Below are 18,091 nucleotides of genomic sequence, written 5' to 3' on the forward strand. Positions count from 1 at the left end.
GCCCGCCTTGTGTGACGGCCCGCCTTGTGTGACGGGCCGGGTCAGCCGAGGCCGTTGAGGCGCTTGTACTCCAGGGCGTACCCGGGCCGGGCAACCGCCTTGTCCCCACCGCGGTTCCGTCCGCCCGGGACGGACTCCGGGACCGGGCGGATCAGGTCGCCAGGAAGCGCTCCCGGTGGACCTGCTCCGGCGGCACGCCGGCCGCCGAGGCCGCCCGCAGCACCGCGTCGACCAGCGGGGGCGGGCCGCAGACGTACAGGTCCGGTGCGGGGCCCGGGTGTTCGGCCAGCGCGGCGGCGAGGAGGTCGGACGGGAGGCCCGCCGGGACGGACCGGTCCGTTCCGGGCTTCCACGCGCAGACCTCGTGGCGGAAGCCCGGAAGCTCGGCGGCAACCTCCTCCAGCTCGCGCAGGCCGAAGACGTCCTGCGGCTCGTTGACGCCGAGGAACAGCCGGGCCGGCTGGGCCTCCTGCCACTCGGCCATCCGACGGACCATCGCGAGCAGCGGCGCCAGGCCGGTGCCGCCGGCCACGAACCAGCGCGGCCGCAGTCCGGTCTCGTGCAGGCCGAAGGCGCCCTGCGGTCCGTGCGCGGTGAGCCGGTCGCCCGGGCGGGCCCGGTCGGCGAGGTAGGAGGAGAAGGCCCCGCCCTCCCGCAGTCTGACGTAGAACTCCAGCCGGCCCTCCCAGTTGCCGGTGTTGGCCAGCGAGTAGGCGCGCTTCGGCCCGCCGTCGGGCAGCTGGAGCTCCATGAACTGCCCGGCGTCGAACTGGCAGTCGAGGTCGTCGGCGCGCAGTTCCAGGCGCACGGTGTCCCGGGCGACCGGCTCCACGGCGACGACGGCGGCCTCGCGGACCGGGATGCCGCCGTACAGGATCCGGGACCGCTCGTACGGCAGGGCGGCCGACAGCGGCCCGCACGGGTAGGTGCGGCAGAGCAGCACCTCGCCGCGGTCGCGCCCGTCCGGCGGCAGCGCCTGCGCGCTGTGCGGGCCGAGGTCGTAGCGGCCGTCGGTGACGGAGGCGTGGCAGGAGCCGCAGGTGCCCTGGCGGCAGGAGGCCGGGAGGGCGGCGCCGGCCTCCGCCGCGGCCTCCAGCACGCTCCGGCCGGGGCCGCAGGGGAACTCCAGGCGCGCGCCGTCACTGGTGGTGAGGACGACCTCGTTCACGACGCGGCCCGCTCCAGCGCCGCGGCCACGTCGGCGGCCGGGTCGCCGATCACCCGCAGGCCGAACCGCTCGACCAGGCCGTCGACCAGGGCGGGGGTGAGGAAGCCGGGCAGCGAGGGACCGAGGTGGATGTCACGGATCCCCAGCGCCAGCAGGGTGAGCAGCACCGCGACGGCCTTCTGCTCGGTCCAGGACAGCGCGAGGGTGAGCGGCAGGTCGTTGACGCCGCACTCGAAGGCGTCGGCGAGCGCGGTGGCGATCTTGATGGCGGAGTAGGTGTCGTTGCACTGGCCGAGGTCCAGCAGCCGCGGGATGCCGCCGATCTCGCCGAAGTCGTGCCGGTTGAAGCGGTACTTGGCGCAGCCGAGGGTGAGCACCACGCTGTCCCGGGGAGCGCCGAGGGCGAAGTCGGTGTAGTAGTCGCGGCCCGGGGTGGGGCCGTCGCAGCCGCCGACCAGGAAGAAGTGCCGGATGGCGCCCTGCCGCACCGCGTCGACCACCTGGTCGGCGACCGCGAGGACGGCGTCGCGGCCGAAGCCGACGGTGATGAACTCCTCCTCGGCCGGGGTCTCCGGGAAGCCGGGCAGTGCCTTGGCGGCCTGGACGACCGGCGCGAACCGGTGGTCCGTGAGGTGCCGGACGCCGGGCCAGCCGACCGGTCCGGCGGTGAAGATCCGGCGGCGGTAGCTGACATGGGGTTCGACGATGCAGTTGGAGGTCATCAGGATCGGGCCGGGGAAGGCCGCGAACTCGCGCTGCTGGTCCTGCCAGGCGCCGCCGTAGTTGCCGGCCAGGTGCGGGTACGCCTTGAGCAGCGGGTAGGCGTGGGCGGGCAGCATCTCGCCGTGGGTGTAGACGTTGACGCCCTGGTCCTTGGTCTGCTCCAGCAGGGCCGCGAGGTCCCGCAGGTCGTGGCCGCTGACCAGGATCGCCTTGCCGGCGACCGGCGTGGTGCGCACGGCGGTGGGCTGCTGGGCGCCGAAGGTGCCGGTGTTGGCGGCGTCGAGCAGCTCGATCGCGGCGAGGTTCAGCCGGCCGAGTCCGACGGCGCGCTCCAGCAGGTCGGCGGCGTCGGCGGGCCGGCCGGCCAGGTGGGCCAGGGCGTCCTCCACGCCGCCGAACACCTCGGCGCTGGTGCGGCCGAGCACGTCGGCGTGGTGGGCGTAGGCGCAGATGCCCTTGAGGGCGTAGAGGTGGAGCGAGCGCAGCCCGACCACGTCCGGCCCGACCAGCGGGAGCCCGAGGTCGACCCGGGCGTCGGCGGCCTGGGCCGCCAGCCCGGCGGCGTCCGGGGCGGGCGTCCAGGCGGCCGGCCCGGTGAGGGTCTCCGGTTCCCGTCCGGCGGCGCGGGCGGCCCGCTCGTACCCGTCCTTCACCCGGTCGCGGACGGCGACGGCCTCGCGGATCATGGCGTCGAAGCGGGTCGGGTTGAAGTTGACGTTGGTCAGGGTGGTGAAGACGGCGTGGAGGACGAACGAGGCGGCCTCGTCGTCCGGGGCGCCCAGCGCCCGGGCCTTCGAGGCGTACTGGGCGATGCCCTCGACCGCGTGGATCAGCAGGTCCTGGAGGTCTGACGTGACGGCGTCCTTGCCGCAGTTGCCGATCGCTCCGGCGCAGCCGGGGGTGGCGCCGGTGCGGTCGGTCTGTTCGCACTGGTAGCAGAACATGGGCGGGTCCTCCAGGACTCGTGGGTGTCGTACGGTCCCGACCGCGGGAGGGCCGGGCCGGGGGTCCCTCGGCGCGGATCAGGGACGGGGAGGGCCGGGACGCGCCGGCCGTCGGTCCCGGCACGGCCGGGGGCTGGCGCGGGGACGCCGTGCGGCGCGGTCCGCGGCCCGCCGGCGGGGCCGGCGGACGGCGGTGGTCGTGGCGGGACGTCGGGCACGGCCCGCACGGTGGTTGTTCCCATGCGCCCAGGATGGCCGCCCGCGGCCGGGGCCCGTCCAGGGCCGGACGGCCCGGTGTCGGGGCCGTCCGGCCCTCACTGCGGCGGGCCGGGACCAAGGGGCCGGACCGGACCGGGCGGATGGGGTCCAAGGACCCCAGACACCGGCCGGCCGGCCAACCTACGGTTACGTAACCTACGAAGCCGTAGGTTCTGCCGCCCGTCCCGGAAGCTGGAGCCCGTGAGCGCCACCCCCGCCCGCCCGCCGTTGTCCGATGCCCGCCTGCTGCACGACCTGGAGGAGGTCGTCGCACGCGAACTCGACCGCCACCTGCGCGTCTTCAAGGAGTGGATGCCGCACGAGTACGTGCCCTGGAGCCGGGGCCGGGACTTCGCCGGGCCGCTCGGCGGCGAGGCCTGGTCGGTCGAGCAGTCCCCGCTCACCGAGGTGGGCCGGGTGTCGCTGGTGGTGAACCTGCTCACCGAGGACAACCTGCCGAGCTACCACCACGAGATCGCCACCCTGTTCGGCCGCGACGGCGCCTGGGGCACCTGGGTGCACCAGTGGACCGCCGAGGAGGCCCGGCACTCCATCGTGCTGCGCGACTACCTGGTCGCCTCGCGCGCGGTGGACCCGGCGGAGCTGGAGCGGGCCCGGATGACGCACATGAGCAGCGGCTTCGTCTCCGACAACCGGCACTCCCCGCTCCACACGGTGGCCTACGTCGCCTTCCAGGAGCTGGCCACCCGGATATCGCACCGCAACACCGGCCGGGAGTCCGGGGATCCCGTCTGCGACCGGATGCTGGCCCAGGTCGCCAACGACGAGAACCTCCACATGGTCTTCTACCGCAACCTGCTGAAGGCCGCGCTCGAACTCGCCCCCGACCAGGCCATGGAGGCGGTCAAGGAGGTCGTGACCGGCTTCCGGATGCCCGGGCACGGCATGCCCGGCTTCGAGCGCGCCGCCGCCCGGATCGCCCTCGGCGGCGTCTACAACCTGCGGGTCCACCACGACGACGTGCTCCAGCCGGTCCTGCGCCACCTGCGGATCATGGACCTCGGCGGGCTCGGCCCCGACGGGCTCAGGGCGCAGCAGGAGCTGGGCGCCCACCTCGCCGAACTGGCCGCCCAGGCGGGTCGGTTCGACGAGCGGCGGGCCGCGATCCTGGCCCGCCGCGCCGCCAGGGCCGACGGCTGACCGCCGCCCCGATGCGCACGGGGTTTCGGAGTTCTCGATTCCGAAACCCCGATAATAAACACAGTAATACAATTACAATTACCCTTTCCGAAAAAGTCCTTGACGAACAGTCGCGGCGAATACCAGACTTGAGCCTGCCGTCAATGCATCAGGAACTCATGACCCGCCCTTTCTCCGGGCCTCTTGACGTCTCTTGACGCACGAAGTGAACGGAGGCGGAATTGCCGACGACACCGACCTATCCCGGCGTCTACATCGAAGAACTCCCCAGTGGCGTCCGGACCATCACCGCGGTGACCACCTCGGTGACCGCCTTCGTCGGGGCCACCCGGCGCGGCCCGATCGACCAGCCCGTCACCGTCACCAGCTTCGCGGACTTCGAACGCCGCTTCGGCGGGCTCGCGAGCCAGAGCCCGGTCAGCTACGCCGTCCAGCAGTTCTTCCTCAACGGCGGCTCGATCGGGGTCGTGGTCCGGGTCGCGGCGGCCGGCACCGGCGCCGCCGCGGGCGTCACGCTCGCCTCCACCCAGACCTCCACCGCGGCCCCGGCGCTGGAGGTCACGGCCGTCGAACCCGGGGCCTGGGGCGCGGCGCTGCGGGTCGCCGTGGACTACCGGACGCCGACTCCGGCCGCGACCTTCAACCTCCAGGTGTTCGACACCTCGGGCACCATCCAGGAGTCCTTCGCGGACCTCTCGGTCCGGGCCGCCGACCCCCGGTTCGCCGAGACGGTGGTGAACGGCGGCTCGGCGGTCGTCCGGGTGAAGGTCCTGGCGGAGAGCCGGCCGGACCCGGTCGGCACCGTCTCCAAGCCGTTCGCGGCCACGCTGCCGGACCTCACCCACGAGATCCAGGTCAAGATCGGCGACGTCACACGGACCGTCAGGATCCACGACCCGGCCGCCGACGGCGCCGCGCCGACCACCGTCGCCGAACTCGCCCTGCTGCTGGAGCGCAAGCTGCGCGCGCTGCCCGACGCCCCGGGCCGGCGGGCCTTCGCGGGCACCCGGGTGGCCGTCTTCGGCCGGCAGCTCCAGGTCGTCGCCGGCTCCACCGACCCGGCCGACGTGGTGCGCTTCCTCGGCGAGGCCGCCAACAACCTCGGCCTGGAGGGCTCGGTCAACCCGCCGGTGCTCGCGCTCGCCGGCGGCCAGGACGGCGCCGCCCCCGGCCTGACCGACCTGATCGGCAGCGAGGCGGCCAAGACCGGCATCCAGGCGCTGCGCGACGTGCAGGACGTCAACCTGCTGGTGCTGCCGGAACTGGCCGGCTACGCGAGCGTCGACGACGCGGTCACGGTCGTCTCGGCCGCCCAGGCGCTCTGCGCGGAGAAGCGGATGTTCCTGATCGTCGACTCGCCGCAGGCGTGGACGACGCTGGACGCCGCCCGGGCCGGCCTGTCGGCCTTCGACTCGGTGCGCAGCGACCACGCGGCGCTCTACTTCCCGCACCTGGAGCTGGTCGACCCGCTCACCGGCCGGCTGCGCAGCTTCCCGCCCTCGGGCACCATCGCCGGTGTGATGGCCCGCACCGACGGCCGGCGGGGTGTGTGGAAGGCGCCCGCGGGCACCGAGGCCGGCCTGCCCGGGGTGCGGGCGCTGACCGTCCCGCTGACGGACCGCGAGAACGGCCTGCTGAACCCGCTCGCGGTGAACTGCCTGCGGACCTTCCCGGTGGTGGGCCCGGTCGCCTGGGGCGCCCGGACGATGGCCGGCGCCGACACGCTCGCCTCGCAGTGGAAGTACGTCCCGGTCCGGCGCCTCGCGCTGATGCTGGAGGAGAGCCTCTACCGCGGCACCAAGTGGGTCGTGTTCGAGCCCAACGACGAGCGGCTGTGGGCGCAGATCCGGCTGAACGTGGGCGCGTTCCTGCACTCGCTGTTCCAGCAGGGCGCCTTCCAGGGCACCTCCGCCCGCTCGGCCTATTTCGTCAAGTGCGACCGGGACACCACCACCCAGGACGACATCAATCGCGGAGTGGTGAACGTCGTGGTCGGATTCGCGCCGCTGAAGCCCGCGGAATTCGTGATCGTCAAGATCGAGCAGCTCGCCGGACAGTTCGAGGTTTAGGATTTCCATGGTCGAGTTCACCGTCAATCCACACCGGTTCGATCCGTACAAGAACTTCAAATTCCTGGTCGTCTGGGACGGCCGGGTCGTCGCCGGAATCAGCAAGGTCAGCCCGCTCAAGCGCACCACCGAGGTGGTGAAGCACCGCAGCGGGGGCGACGCGAGCGCGCCGCGGAAGTCGCCGGGCCGCACCGACTTCGAGGCGGTCACCCTGGAGCGCGGCGTCACCCACGACCCGGAGTTCGATCGCTGGGCCAACAAGGTCTGGATGGTCGGCGCGGGCCGCGGGGCGGAGGTCTCGCTGCGGGACTTCCGCAAGGACCTGGTGATCCAGGTGCTCAACGAGGCCGGTCAGGTCGCCGTCGCCCACAAGCTGTACCGCGCCTGGCCGAGCGAGTACCAGGTGCTCGGCGAACTGGACGCCAACGCCAACGCGGTGGCGATCCAGAGCCTCAAGCTGGAGGTCGAGGGCTGGGAGCGGGACGAGGAGACGCCCGAGCCGGAAGAGCCGTCCTTCCAGCAGCCGGCCTGAGCGGCGGCGGACCGTGGAACGCACCGGACAGGCCGCCCTGTTGGCCACCTGGGAGGCCGGGCTGGCGACCGGCCGCACCGGGCGGGCCCTGCTGCTGCACACCGTCGCCCGCCCCGGCGCCGCGGCGGCGGAGCTGCTGGCCGTGCCGCTCGGCGAGCGGGACGCCGCCCTGTTCGACCTGCGCACCGCACTGTTCGGCGAACGGCTCACGATGCGGATCGGCTGCCCGGACTGCCCGGAGGAGATGGAGTTCGCCTTCGACTCCGGTCAGTTGGTCGGCGCCGCGCCACCGGCCGCCGGGCCGCTGCGGGTGGAGCTGGACGGCTGGCGGGTCGCCTTCCGGCCGGCCACCCCCGGCGACCTGGCCGCCGCCGAACAGGCCCCGGCGGACCGGGCCAGGGCCGTCCTGCTGGAGCGGTGCGTCCTGGCCGCCGAACACGACGGGGAGCCGGTGGCCGCCCGGCAGCTCCCCGCGCCGGTGCAGCGGCGGATGGCCGAGGCCGCCGCAGCGGCCGATCCCTGCGCGGACGTCCGGCTGAACCTCAGCTGCCCGGCGTGCGGGCGGCCGACCCTCGCCGAGTTGGACATCGCCTCCTACCTCTGGGAGGAGCTGGACGACTGGGCCAGGGCCACCCTGCTCGACGTCCACCTCCTCGCCACCGCCTACGGCTGGAGCGAGGCGGAGATCCTGGCGCTCAGCCCACGGCGGCGCCGCTACTACCTGGAGCTGTGTGCCGATGCCTGACCACTTCGACCGCCTGGTCGCGAAGGGCGGCCCGGGCGGGGACCTCGCGGCCGGAGTACGGGTGCGCCCGCGCCTGCCGGGGCCGTTCGAACGGATCACGGCGCTCGGACCGGCGCCGACGGCCGTCGGGGAGGCCTCGGCCGTACCGGGCGGGCGGCCCCTCGCCGCACCGCTCCCCCGGACGGCGCCGGATCCGACGGCGCGGGCCGGAGCGCCCCGGGCGACGGCCGGTGACGACCGGCCGTCCGCCGTGCCCGCCCTTCCGCTGCCGCGCCCGCCGCTGCTGGTCGCACCGGCGATCGCCCCCGCCGCCGTGTCCGCCGCCGGGCCGGTGCCGCGGGTGGAGGCCGCCCGCCCGGCGGCCCCGCCGCCCCGTACCGCACGGCCCGCCACCGCCGTGCCCCTTCTGGCGCCGCCCCGCGCGACCGCGCCCGAGCCCCCGCTCGGAACACCGCCCGCACCGGCCCGGCCCGCCGCCGCCCCGGCATCCGGACGGCGGGCCTCCGCCGCGGCCGCCCCGGGACAGGCCCCCGGGACCGGGGCCCGCCGCCGGCAGCGGCCGGTCGAACGAGTGGTGCGGATCCAGATCGGCCGGGTCGAGGTCAGGGCCGCCGAACGCGCCCCGGTCGGACCGCGCGGCCCGGCCGCGACCCGCCCGGCCCCGTCCGTCGACCTGACCGGCTACCTCACCCGGGACCCCTCATGACCGGGCGGGCGGACCCATGAGCAACCACCTGGCGATCGCGACCGTGAGCGAGGCGCTGCGGCTGCTCCTCACCCGCGCGCTCTCGCCCGACATCCCGTTCGCGGTCGACGTCGGCACCCGCCGGCCGCCGACCGACCCGCCGACCGACCCGACCATCACCGTCTTCCTCTACCGGGTCACGCCCAACGCCTCGCTGCGCAACCTCGACGCGCCCACCCGCACGGCGGACGGCACCCTGCTGACCCGGCCGACCGCCGCCCTCGACCTGCACTACCTGATCAGCTGCTACGGCGAGGAGTCCCAGCTGGTCGGCCAGCGACTGCTCGGCTGCGCCGTCCGGGCGCTCACCGAACAGCCGGTGCTGTCCCGGCAGTTGATCGAGGAGGCGGCCGACCGGCCGTACCTGGCGGGCAGCGACCTGGCCGCCTCGCCGCAGCGGGTGCGCTTCACGCCCACACCGATGGACGTCGACGAGCTGTCCAAGCTGTGGACCACGCTGTTCCAGGTCCCCTACGCGCTGTCCGTCGTCTACCAGGCCACCGCCGTCCTCGTCGAGGGCAGCGCCGACCCGGTCGCCGGCAAGCCCGTGCTGCGCCGCACCGTGCGGGCCCTGCCCTCCCGCGGGCCGGTCGTCGAGCGGGTGCTCTCCCGGCCCGCCGGGTCCCCGGGCGACCCCGAGGAGGGGCCGGTGGCCAAGGACCGGGAGCTGGTGGTGGACGGCTCCGGCCTGCGCGCGGACCTGGTGGTGGCCCGGCTGGGCGAGCGCCGGGTGCCGGTCGACCCGGGCGGCGTCCGGGACGACCGCCTGGTGGTCGCCGTACCGGAGGACCTGCCGCCCGGCGTCCACCGGCTGCAGGTGCTGCACGGACTGGCGCTGGACGGCCGGCCCGCCGCCGACCACCTCGCCCTGGAGTCCAACGCCCTGACCTTCGCCCGGCAGCCGCGGATCGCCGCACCGATCCGCACGGCGGACCGCGCCGACGGACCGGACGGGGTCTCGGCCCGGCTGGACGTCCGGCTGGACCTGCCGCTCGGGGACGACCAGGACGTCCTGCTGCTGCTGGACGAGCGGCACCCGCCCGCCGGGCGGCCCGCCGCGAGCCACCGGTTCCGCGCACCGGCACCGGCGCGGCCGCGCAGCGACCCGTTCGAGGTCCGGGTGCCGGTCACCGGCGTCCGCCCGGCGGCGTACCTGGCCCGGGTCCAGGTGGACGGCGTGCCGAGCCCGTTGACGGTGTCCGACGACGGGTCCCTCACCGGTCCCGTCGTGGACCTGACGCACTGACCGCAGGACGGGGGGAGAGCGATGAGCACACGACGGGGGCGGAGCAGCGGCGGCCCGACGGACGAGCCACACCGGCAGGCGCTGTCGGCCGCGGTCGCCGCCGCGCTCGCCCGGGTCGACGCCCACGCGGCCGGCCGCACCGCCCGGCCGCGGTCCGGCGAGCCCGCGCCGCCCTCCGGCGCACCCGGCACGGCTCTGGAGGCGCTCAGCGCCTCCTTCGGGCTCACCCCGTTCGAGCGCGAGGTCCTCGTGCTGGCCGCCGCCCCCGCGATCGACCCCACCGCCGCCGCCCGGTGCGCCGCGGCGGCCGGCGACCCCGCCCGCGGGTACCCGACCTTCTCGCTCGCCCTCGCCGCCCTGGACCGACCGCACTGGAGCGCGCTCACCCCGGTGGCCCCGCTGCGCCGGTTCCGGCTGGTCGAGCTGGACGACGAGACGGCGCTCACCACCTCCCGGCTGCGGATCGACGAGCGGGTGCTGCACTTCCTGGTCGGCGTGCCGTACCTGGACGTACGGCTGCACGGCCTGCTCACCCGGGTCGGGCCGCCCGGCCCGCTGCCCGCCCCGCACGAGCGCTGCGCCGCCGACCTGGCGCGGGACTGGACCGCCGCCGGGCTCACCGGTCCGCCGCACGCCGAACTGACCGGCGCCGACCGGCGCACCCGCTGGGAGATCGCCGCGACGGCGGCCCACCGCGCCGGGCTCGTCCTCTACGCCGCGCACCGCGAGGACCTGCCCGCCGAACCCTCCGAACGCGAGCAACTCGCCCGGCTCTGGCAGCGGGAGGCGATCCTGATCCCGGCCGCCCTGCTGGTGGAGGGCGGGGAGCCGGAGCGGGAGCGCCCGCGGACGGCGCACGGCACGGAGTCCTTCCTCACCGGCCTGGCGGTCCCGCTGGTCGTCTCCGGCGACGACCCGCCGCCCGCCGGATCCCCGGACCGCGCCCGGCTGACCGTGCCCCCGCTCGGCCCCGAGGAGCAGTTGGCGGTCTGGACCGCCGCACTGGACGGCGCACCGGGCATCACCGAGGGCGAACTGCGAGCGCTGGCAGCCCAGTTCTCCCTGCCGGGCCATGTGATCCGGTCGGCCGCGGCGACCGCCCGGCGGGCGGCCGAGGACGGCCGGGAGCTCAGCCCGCTGGCCTGGCACGCCGGGCTGCTGGAGGCCCGGATGTCCCTGGACGAGCTGGGCCGGCGGGTCGAGCCGCGGGCCGGCTGGGAGGACCTGGTGCTGGAGGAACGCCAGCGCGCGACGCTGCGCGAGATCGTCGCCCACGTCCGCCGGCGCGGCACGGTCTACCAGGAGTGGGGCTTCGAGTCGGTGCTGCGCCGCGGCCTCGGCGTCACCGCGCTGTTCGCCGGCGGATCGGGCACCGGGAAGACGCTGGCGGCCGAGGTCGTCGCCGGGCAGCTCGGCGTGGACCTGTTCGTCATCGACCTCTCCCAGGTGGTCAGCAAGTACATCGGCGAGACCGAGAAGAACCTCCGACGGGTCTTCGACGCGGCCGAACGGGGCGGCGCGCTGCTGCTGTTCGACGAGGCCGACGCCCTGTTCGGCAAGCGCAGCGAGGTGCGGGACAGCCACGACCGCTACGCCAACCTGGAGGTCAGCTACCTGCTGATGCGGATGGAGGCCTACCGGGGCCTGGCCGTGCTCACCACCAACATGAAGAAGGCGCTGGACCCGGCGTTCATGCGGCGGATCAGGTTCGTGGTCGACTTCCCGTTCCCCGGGGTGCCGGAGCGCGCCGAGATCTGGCGGCGGGTCATCCCCGAGCGGACCCCCCGCCAGGGCCTCGACCCGGAGCGGCTCGCCCAGCTCACCGTGACCGGCGGCTCCATCCGCAACATCGCACTGTCGGCCGCCTTCCAGGCCGCCGACGAGGACTGCCCCCTGCAGATGCGGCACCTGCTGGCCGCCGCGCGCACCGAGTACCTGAAGCTGGAGCGCTCGCTGACACCCTCGGAGGTCGGCGGATGGATCTGACCGAGGCGCACAACGAACCCCGGACCGAACCCCGGACCGAACCCGGGGCCGAACGGGGGTTCGCCGGGCGGATCGAGGTCGAGATCGGCGAGCTGGTCCTGGACGGCTTCGCGGACATCGACCGGGAGCGGGTGGCGGCGGCGTTCCGCGTCGAACTGACCCGCCTGGTCGAGGCCCGCGGCATCCCGCTCGCCCACGGCGGCGACCGCGCACTGGACCGGCTCCACGGCCTCCCCCCGCTTCCCGCCGGCACCTCCCCCCGGCGGCTCGGCGAGGCACTCGCCCGCGCCCTCCACACCGGACTGTCCGGCAGCGGCCGATCCCCCGGACGGAGGCGGCCATGACCCGACCACCCACCACCACGACCGCCACCGCGTCGAAGGGCTCCGAGCCGGCCGCGGCCCGGCGGAGAACACGGACGCCGAAGGCCCGGACGCCCGAGCCGAAGGAGATCGTCTCCGGTGCCGGGCAGCCGCTGGACCCGGGCCTGCGCCGGGAGTTGGAGGCGCGGCTCGGGCACGACCTCGGCCGGGTCCGGGTGCACACCGACCGGGACTCGGCCGCGCTGACCGAGCTGATCGGCGCGGACGCCGTCGCCGTCGGCCCGGACCTCTTCTTCGGCGCGGGCAAGTACCGGCCCGCCGCCGAGGACGGCCGACGGCTGCTCACCCACGAGCTGCTGCACACCGTCCAGGCCCCGCACCCGCTCGGCGCGCTGCGGGCCGGCCGCGACCTGGGCGCGGTCAGCCTGCCGCAGGACGCGATCGAACGGGAGGCGGAGCACGGCGCGCGCGGCGAGAGGCCGACGGCGGCGACGCCGGGCGCCACGCCGGGCTGGCTCCGCTACGCGACGGTCGACGCCGACCGGTTCCGCACCGAGCGGCTCGACCCGGCCACCCTGGTGGACCGGCTGGCGGCCGGCGTGCTGCGCTCGCTGCGCGGCGACCCGACCGACTCCTCCGGCCGGGTCCGGCTTCAACTCGCCCGCTTCGGCCAGGAGTTGCAGGAGTCCGTGCTGGCGCGACTGGCGGACCGGCTGCCCTCCTCGGACTACACCCGGGTGCTGGAGCTGGTCGAGGCCGCCGAGCACCGGCCGGCCGACGTGGACGGCGCGCGGACGCCCGAGCCGGTCACCGAAACCGCCGAACCGCCTGCCGAACACACCCCCGGCCAGACCGGCCAGACCGGCCAACCGGCTCAGGAGGCCGACCGGCCCGACGGCCCGCAGGAACGGCCCGGGCAGGGCGAGGAGCACGACGACACCGCGGGCGGGGAGGAGCACCCTCAGCAGCAGGACCAGCAGCCGGACGCCCGACCGGCACCCCCCGCGGAGGACGCGGCCGTCCCGGAGACGCCCTCGACGGCCCCCGCCCCGGCCTCGGTGGAGACGGCGCCGGGGACCGCACCGGAGGCACCCGCCCCGGCAGCGGAAGCCGCCCCCGTCACCGGCACACCCGAAGCCGCACAGCCGGAGGCCGCCGTCCAGCCCTCGGCCGGTACGACGCCGCGGGAACCCGCCGCCTCGGCACCGCCGCAGCCCGCGCCGGTTCGGCCCGAGCGCCTGGACGCGGTCGCGCAGGCCCCGGACAGCCCGCTCACCCGGCACGGGCTGCTGGAGGGCGACCACCCGCAGGGCGAACCCGAGGACCGGGAAAGGCCGTTGGGCATGGAGTCCGGCGCGGAGTCCGAGGTCCACGAGGCTCCGGGAGCGGATCAGGAGAAGCCGCCGCAGCCGGCCGCCGCCGAGCAGGAGCTGGCGGCCGCGGACTTCCTGCCCACTACGGACCCCGATGTGTCCGCCGTCCCGACCCTCGATCAGCTCTCACTGTCGACGGGCGGCGTGTCCGCCGCGAACGCCGGGGCACCGGCGTTCCCCGAGCCGCCCGCGACCAAGGCCGAGAAGGTCCAGGAGGAGCGGGAGAGCCGGCCGGAGAGCGACGAGGAGCCGCCCGTACCGGCCCGGCCCGCGGCCGCCGTCCCCCCGCCCCCCGCCACGGAGGCCGGGGAGGCCGCGGAGCCCGGGGAGACCGAGGACCGCACCGGCCCCGACCTCCAACCGGAGCACCCGGTCGACCAGGAGATCGGCCCCGACCCGACCCAGGACCCCGCCCGGGCCCCGGCGCGGCCCGCCGAACCCGCCGCCCCGGAGCCGCGGCCGGAGACGGAGGAGCAGCCGGAATCCCCGGCGGAGGAGACCGGGGAAACCGCAGCACCCGAGCCGGATGCCGCGCCCACCACCGCGCCTGCCACGGCACCCGCCACGGCCCCCGCCGGGACCGGTCCGGTCGGCGGCGAGGCCCCGGGCGGGCCCACCGACGCTCCCGGGTCCACGCCCGGTCCGGCCGCCGAGCAGGCCGACGCACCGGCCGAACCCGCCGCCCGGCCCGCCCCGGATGCGTCCCTGGAGTCCGGCGGCGGTGCCTGCGCGGGTCCGCAGCAGCCCAGCACCGAGGCGGAGCCGGACGCCGCCGGAAGCGGTGGCGGCGGCTGTGCGGCAGGAGGCGGCGGCGCCCCGGCCGCGCAGGAGCAGAAGCCCGCTCCGCCCGACGTCTCCGGCCAGGACCCGCAGAGCGCGCTCGCCGCCGCCGCGAGCCTGCCGCCCGATCGGATGGCCACCACCCTGGACGGCGTGGACGACTCGGTCGACCGTACGGTCGCCGAGCAGCACGCCAGGCTGCAGGCCGCCCCGCCGACCGTCCTCCGCCCGTCCGGCGCCCCGCAGACCCGGTCCGGCCCGCCCGAGGCCGCACCGCCGGCCGAGGCGGTGACGGAGCGGCTGGAGCGGGTCGGTCCTGAGGACGCGGGCGGCGTGCAGCGGCAGGCCGAGCAGAGGAGGGCCGAGGGCCGGAACCCGGCCGACCGGGTCGCCGGTCCCCATGTCGCCGACGACCCGGGCAACCAGGTCTCGGCGCAGGACGTACAGCGGGTCCAGGTCGCCGTCGACGGCGTGCCCTCGACCGACCCGTCGCTGAACACCACCGTCGGCCCCGCGCCCGGGGTCGAACTGACCGGGGAGAGCGACCCGGCGCGCACCGACCGGCAGGCCGCGAGGCTCAAGGAGCGTTCGGGCAGGATCCTGGACGTCGGCCGGGAGGACACCGCCAAGCCGATGGGCGAGGACCGGATCCACCCCGACGTGCCGCGGGAAACCCTCACCGCCTCCGTCCCGGGCGGCGGGGGCAGGGGCGGCGGCGCCCGGGCCGGTGGCACGGTCGAGGCCGAACCGGGCATCGGCATCGTCACCCAGCAGGAGCGCGGCCCGCAGATCCGGGCCGCCGTCGGCCGGGGCCAGGTCCGGCTGGGCTCCGAACAGGCCGGGCAGCGGCAGGGCGAGGCCGACGCGCGGCGGCGGAACCAGACGGAGATCGACCGGGCCGTCGCCGACAACGCCCAGGCCCAGGCCGGCGAGCGGGGCGACGCCGCGGAGAAGGTCAGGGCCGAGCGCGAGCAGTGGCGCACCGAGCAGGACGGGAGGATCCGGACCGCGGACCAGGAGGCCGGCACGGAGCACCGGGACAAGGCCGGCCGGATCGACGACAGGCGCACCGGGACCGGCAAGGACGTCCGGGACCGTCAGCAGCAGGACAACCGGAGGATCCAGGACAAGCGGCAGGAGGCCGAGGAGAAGGCCCGGAAGGAGAAGGACCGCAAGAAGGAGGAGTCCGAGGGCTGGTGGGGCTGGGTCAAGTCCAAGGTCAAGGCGGCCTTCGACGCGCTGGTCGAGGCGGTCACCAAGGTCTTCGACTACTTCCGCGGCCTGATCAACGACATCATCGACGGCTTCCGCACGTTCGCGAACTGGGCCATCGACCAGGCGCGGAAGTTCGCCGTCGACCTGATCGACAAGCTCGCGGACGCGCTGATCAAGATCTGCGACGTCCTGCTGGCGGCCTTCCCCGAACTGCGGGACAGGTTCCGCCGGAGGATCGAGGAGTGGCGCGACCGGGCGATCGCCAAGGTCAACGCGTGGGCGGACGGGCTCAAGAACGCCGTCAACAAGCTGCTCGACGCGCTCGCGGCCGGGCTGAACGCGCTGCTGGACGCACTGGAGGCCGGGCTGAAGGCCGCGATCGAGGCGGTCCGCACGGCGGTCGTGGACGCGATCGACTTCGTGCGGAAGGCAATCGCGGTCTTCGGCGAGTTCGCGGCCCTGATCGGCGACATCGCCCCCGATCCGGGCGGCTGGCTGAAGAAGCTCGGCACCGCCGCGATCGACGGCATCCAGCACCATCTGTGGGGGGCGATCAAGAGCGCGGTGCGGACGTGGTTCAACGAGAAGGTGGAGTCGGTCGTCGGCCTGACCTCCACGATCGTCAACGTCCTGGTCAAGGGCTGCATCTCGATGGCCCAGATCGGCCGGATGGCCTGGCAGGCGATCGTCGCCGCGCTGCCCGGGATGATCATCTCGATCGTCGTCGAGAAGCTGGTGTCACTGATCGTGCCGGCCGCGGGCGCGATCATGGCCATCATCCAGGGCCTGGTCGCGGCGTGGAACACCATCAGCAGGATCGTCGCCGCGATCGGAAAGTTCGTCGCCTTCCTCAAGGCGGTCAAGTCCGGATCGGCCGCGTGCCTGTTCGCCGACGCCGTCGCGGCGGGCGTGGTCGCGCTGCTGGACTTCATCTCCAACTTCCTCCTCGGCAAGCTCAAGGGAGCCGGCAAGGCGGTCGGCACCAGGCTCAAGGGGATCGCCCAGCGGATCCTCAAGGGCCTGGCCAGGGCCGGGAAGGGCGCCCGCAAGGCGGCCGGGAACGCCGTCAACACGGCCCGGGCGAGCCTGCGCCGGGCCACCCGGTCGCTGCGCCGCCGCCCCTCCCCCGGCCGTCCCCGCCCCGCACGCACCGGGCCCGCCCGGCACACCGTCCACCCCGCGGAGCGCCCCGCCGCCCACCGCCCGGCCGCCGCCGGACGCCCCCGCCGCGAGGTCACCCGCCCGAAGCCCACCGCCGCCCGCCGCGCCGGCTCCCCCGTCGGCCGCGCCCTCAACGCCTCCCGCCAGACCGTCAGGGCCGCCCTCAACCGCGTCCGGGTCGCTGCCCGCACCCTCGGCCGCAGGCTCCTCACCAGCAGGTTGGGCCGTGCCCTCACCAACGGCGCCCAGCGGATCCGCGACGCCTACCGCAGGCAGCGCGACCGCCTCCGCGCCTGGCACCGCAAGCGCCAACAGCAACGCGCCGCACGCCGCGCCCACGAGAACTCACCCCAGGCGAAGCAGCGGCGCCTGGAGCTGATCGTCGCCCGCATCCGCCCGCGGGTCCAACGGATGCTGGCGCGCGGTGTTCCACGCCCGGCGCTCCGTGCGGCGCTGGCCGGCCTGCGCCTGTGGTACCGGCTCACGGACCTGGCGGTCCGCGGCGCGGAGCACTTCGGGATCGTCGCGCTGATCAATCCGGAGGATCTGGTCCTCAAGGGACAGGACGTGACGATCTCGCGCCGCGAGGTCCTGGAGTTCCTCCACCGGCTCGCCATCGAGATCGAGAACGATCCGGGGATCGTGAAGGCGAGCGGGAAGGTCGACGTCATGCAGAAGGAGCCGGGCAGCGTCCCCCGGCACACCGTGCGGGAACCGGTCCCGGCGCCCGCGATCACCCGGAAGACGCGGGCGCTCAATCCGCTGCAGCACAAGGAGCAGGACGTCCTGGACTTCCCTGACGAGCAGGGGGAGATCGCGTCGCTCCGACGCACGCAGACCGGCGACAAGGCTGCCAACAAGGTCGTCGTCGGCGAGGGGTTCCTGTCCGAGGAGCAGTTGAGCCACATCTATCTGACGAAGACGACGAAGGGGGTGAAGAAGCCCGGCATAGCCGACGAGCTGACGAAGAACGGCCAATGGGACGCCTACGTCACCTTCATGGACAACTTCTTCCGTGGAAGGCCGCAGCCGTCCGGGATCCCGAGGAAGGACCGGACCGACATGCTCAAGACCGCCTGGCTGCTGGCCGGGCAGGAGGTCGAGCGTGATCCCCAGGCCATGGTGACGAACGCCCTCCTGGTGCAACGCCTCGTCAATGAGAAGGAGGGAAGGAACCGGCCCCGCGTGTTGAAGGGTGTCTTCGAATCCCTCCCCGCCGCCTTCTCCGGCTCCGAGAAGGGCGGGGAGTGGCTGACCGACGATCTGGCCGCGACCCGGTCCATCGAGAGCGAGCGCGACCGGATCAAGCGGGAGCGTGCCGCCGACCTTGAGAAGCTGAAGCAGATGCGGGCGAATCCCGGGGTCGGCAAGGCCGAGGTGGACGAATTCAACAGGGAGTCGAGGAACAGGTACAACCGGGAGATGCGCCCCCTGAAGAACGCCGACAAGCTCGCGGACCGCCATGTCAGGTCCGTCGCCGCATGGGTCAAGGACTTCGGCATCGAGGAGCGGATTCCCGCCATCGTCAAGGAGTTCGGGCTGGAGAGCGTCGATCCGACGGACGAGAGGGTGAAGCAGGCCCTCTTCGCCAAGATCGGCGCCGCGGTGAAGGAGATGTACCTCGCCGAGAACCGGAAATAGCGCTCACCGCGTTCCGCTCGC

The 18,091-nt window shown here is 74.8% G+C and carries 11 protein-coding genes; 9 read left to right on the top strand and 2 right to left on the bottom strand.

What is annotated here, in order from left to right; all coding sequences use genetic code 11:
* Positions 1 to 151: 151 nt before the first annotated feature.
* Positions 152 to 1,168 carry a 2Fe-2S iron-sulfur cluster-binding protein gene (locus ACFVFS_RS13195; RefSeq protein ID WP_380623355.1) on the bottom strand — a complete coding sequence of 339 codons (1,017 nt, stop codon included), beginning with the start codon at positions 1,166 to 1,168 and terminating at the stop codon, positions 152 to 154.
* Positions 1,165 to 2,835, bottom strand: a complete 1,671-nt coding sequence (gene hcp / locus ACFVFS_RS13200; RefSeq protein WP_380623357.1) for a hydroxylamine reductase — start codon at positions 2,833 to 2,835, stop codon at positions 1,165 to 1,167. The genes ACFVFS_RS13195 and hcp overlap by 4 nt, the downstream gene beginning before the upstream one ends.
* 459 nt (positions 2,836 to 3,294) lie before the next feature.
* On the opposite strand from hcp, the gene ACFVFS_RS13205 reads away from it, so the two are divergent.
* The 9 genes from ACFVFS_RS13205 (at position 3,295) to ACFVFS_RS13245 (ending at position 18,070) form a co-directional block, all read left to right on the top strand.
* Positions 3,295 to 4,254 (top strand): acyl-ACP desaturase, encoded by a 960-nt coding sequence (locus ACFVFS_RS13205; protein ID WP_380623359.1) that lies wholly within the window; start codon positions 3,295 to 3,297, stop codon positions 4,252 to 4,254.
* A gap of 221 nt (positions 4,255 to 4,475) precedes the next feature.
* A complete protein-coding gene (locus ACFVFS_RS13210; protein ID WP_380623361.1) occupies positions 4,476 to 6,323 on the top strand; it encodes a phage tail sheath family protein in 1,848 nt (615 codons plus the stop codon).
* 7 nt (positions 6,324 to 6,330) lie between these two features.
* Positions 6,331 to 6,855, top strand: a complete 525-nt coding sequence (locus ACFVFS_RS13215; RefSeq protein ID WP_376080066.1) for a phage tail protein — start codon at positions 6,331 to 6,333, stop codon at positions 6,853 to 6,855.
* 13 nt (positions 6,856 to 6,868) lie between these two features.
* On the top strand, positions 6,869 to 7,600 hold the full coding sequence (locus tag ACFVFS_RS13220) for a hypothetical protein (protein ID WP_380623363.1): 732 nt from the start codon (positions 6,869 to 6,871) through the stop codon (positions 7,598 to 7,600).
* Positions 7,593 to 8,306: a hypothetical protein gene (locus tag ACFVFS_RS13225; protein WP_380623365.1), complete on the top strand. Its 714-nt coding sequence runs from the start codon at positions 7,593 to 7,595 to the stop codon at positions 8,304 to 8,306. Before ACFVFS_RS13220 ends, ACFVFS_RS13225 begins: the two co-directional genes overlap by 8 nt.
* 16 nt (positions 8,307 to 8,322) lie before the next feature.
* Positions 8,323 to 9,591: a DUF4255 domain-containing protein gene (locus ACFVFS_RS13230; RefSeq protein ID WP_380623367.1), complete on the top strand. Its 1,269-nt coding sequence runs from the start codon at positions 8,323 to 8,325 to the stop codon at positions 9,589 to 9,591.
* Positions 9,592 to 9,612: 21 nt separating this feature from the next.
* Positions 9,613 to 11,577: an ATP-binding protein gene (locus ACFVFS_RS13235; RefSeq protein ID WP_380623369.1), complete on the top strand. Its 1,965-nt coding sequence runs from the start codon at positions 9,613 to 9,615 to the stop codon at positions 11,575 to 11,577.
* On the top strand, positions 11,568 to 11,921 hold the full coding sequence (locus ACFVFS_RS13240) for a hypothetical protein (protein WP_380623371.1): 354 nt from the start codon (positions 11,568 to 11,570) through the stop codon (positions 11,919 to 11,921). The genes ACFVFS_RS13235 and ACFVFS_RS13240 overlap by 10 nt, the downstream gene beginning before the upstream one ends.
* Positions 11,918 to 18,070 carry a DUF4157 domain-containing protein gene (locus ACFVFS_RS13245; RefSeq protein WP_380623373.1) on the top strand — a complete coding sequence of 2,051 codons (6,153 nt, stop codon included), beginning with the start codon at positions 11,918 to 11,920 and terminating at the stop codon, positions 18,068 to 18,070. The genes ACFVFS_RS13240 and ACFVFS_RS13245 overlap by 4 nt, the downstream gene beginning before the upstream one ends.
* Positions 18,071 to 18,091 lie beyond the last annotated feature (21 nt).

This window comes from Kitasatospora sp. NPDC057692 (genome assembly GCF_042799475.1).
In the GTDB taxonomy this organism is placed as follows: domain Bacteria; phylum Actinomycetota; class Actinomycetes; order Streptomycetales; family Streptomycetaceae; genus Kitasatospora.

Bases quoted from the DNA above. Each gene is read 5' to 3' on its own strand.
- ACFVFS_RS13225 (WP_380623365.1), top strand. From the start codon at position 7,593: ATGCCTGACCACTTCGACCGCCTGGTCGCGAAGGGCGGCCCGGGCGGG.
- ACFVFS_RS13230 (WP_380623367.1), top strand. From the start codon at position 8,323: ATGAGCAACCACCTGGCGATCGCGACCGTGAGCGAGGCGCTGCGGCTG.
- ACFVFS_RS13215 (WP_376080066.1), top strand. From the start codon at position 6,331: ATGGTCGAGTTCACCGTCAATCCACACCGGTTCGATCCGTACAAGAAC.
- ACFVFS_RS13235 (WP_380623369.1), top strand. From the start codon at position 9,613: ATGAGCACACGACGGGGGCGGAGCAGCGGCGGCCCGACGGACGAGCCA.
- ACFVFS_RS13240 (WP_380623371.1), top strand. From the start codon at position 11,568: ATGGATCTGACCGAGGCGCACAACGAACCCCGGACCGAACCCCGGACC.
- ACFVFS_RS13245 (WP_380623373.1), top strand. From the start codon at position 11,918: ATGACCCGACCACCCACCACCACGACCGCCACCGCGTCGAAGGGCTCC.
- hcp (WP_380623357.1), bottom strand. From the start codon at position 2,835: ATGTTCTGCTACCAGTGCGAACAGACCGACCGCACCGGCGCCACCCCC.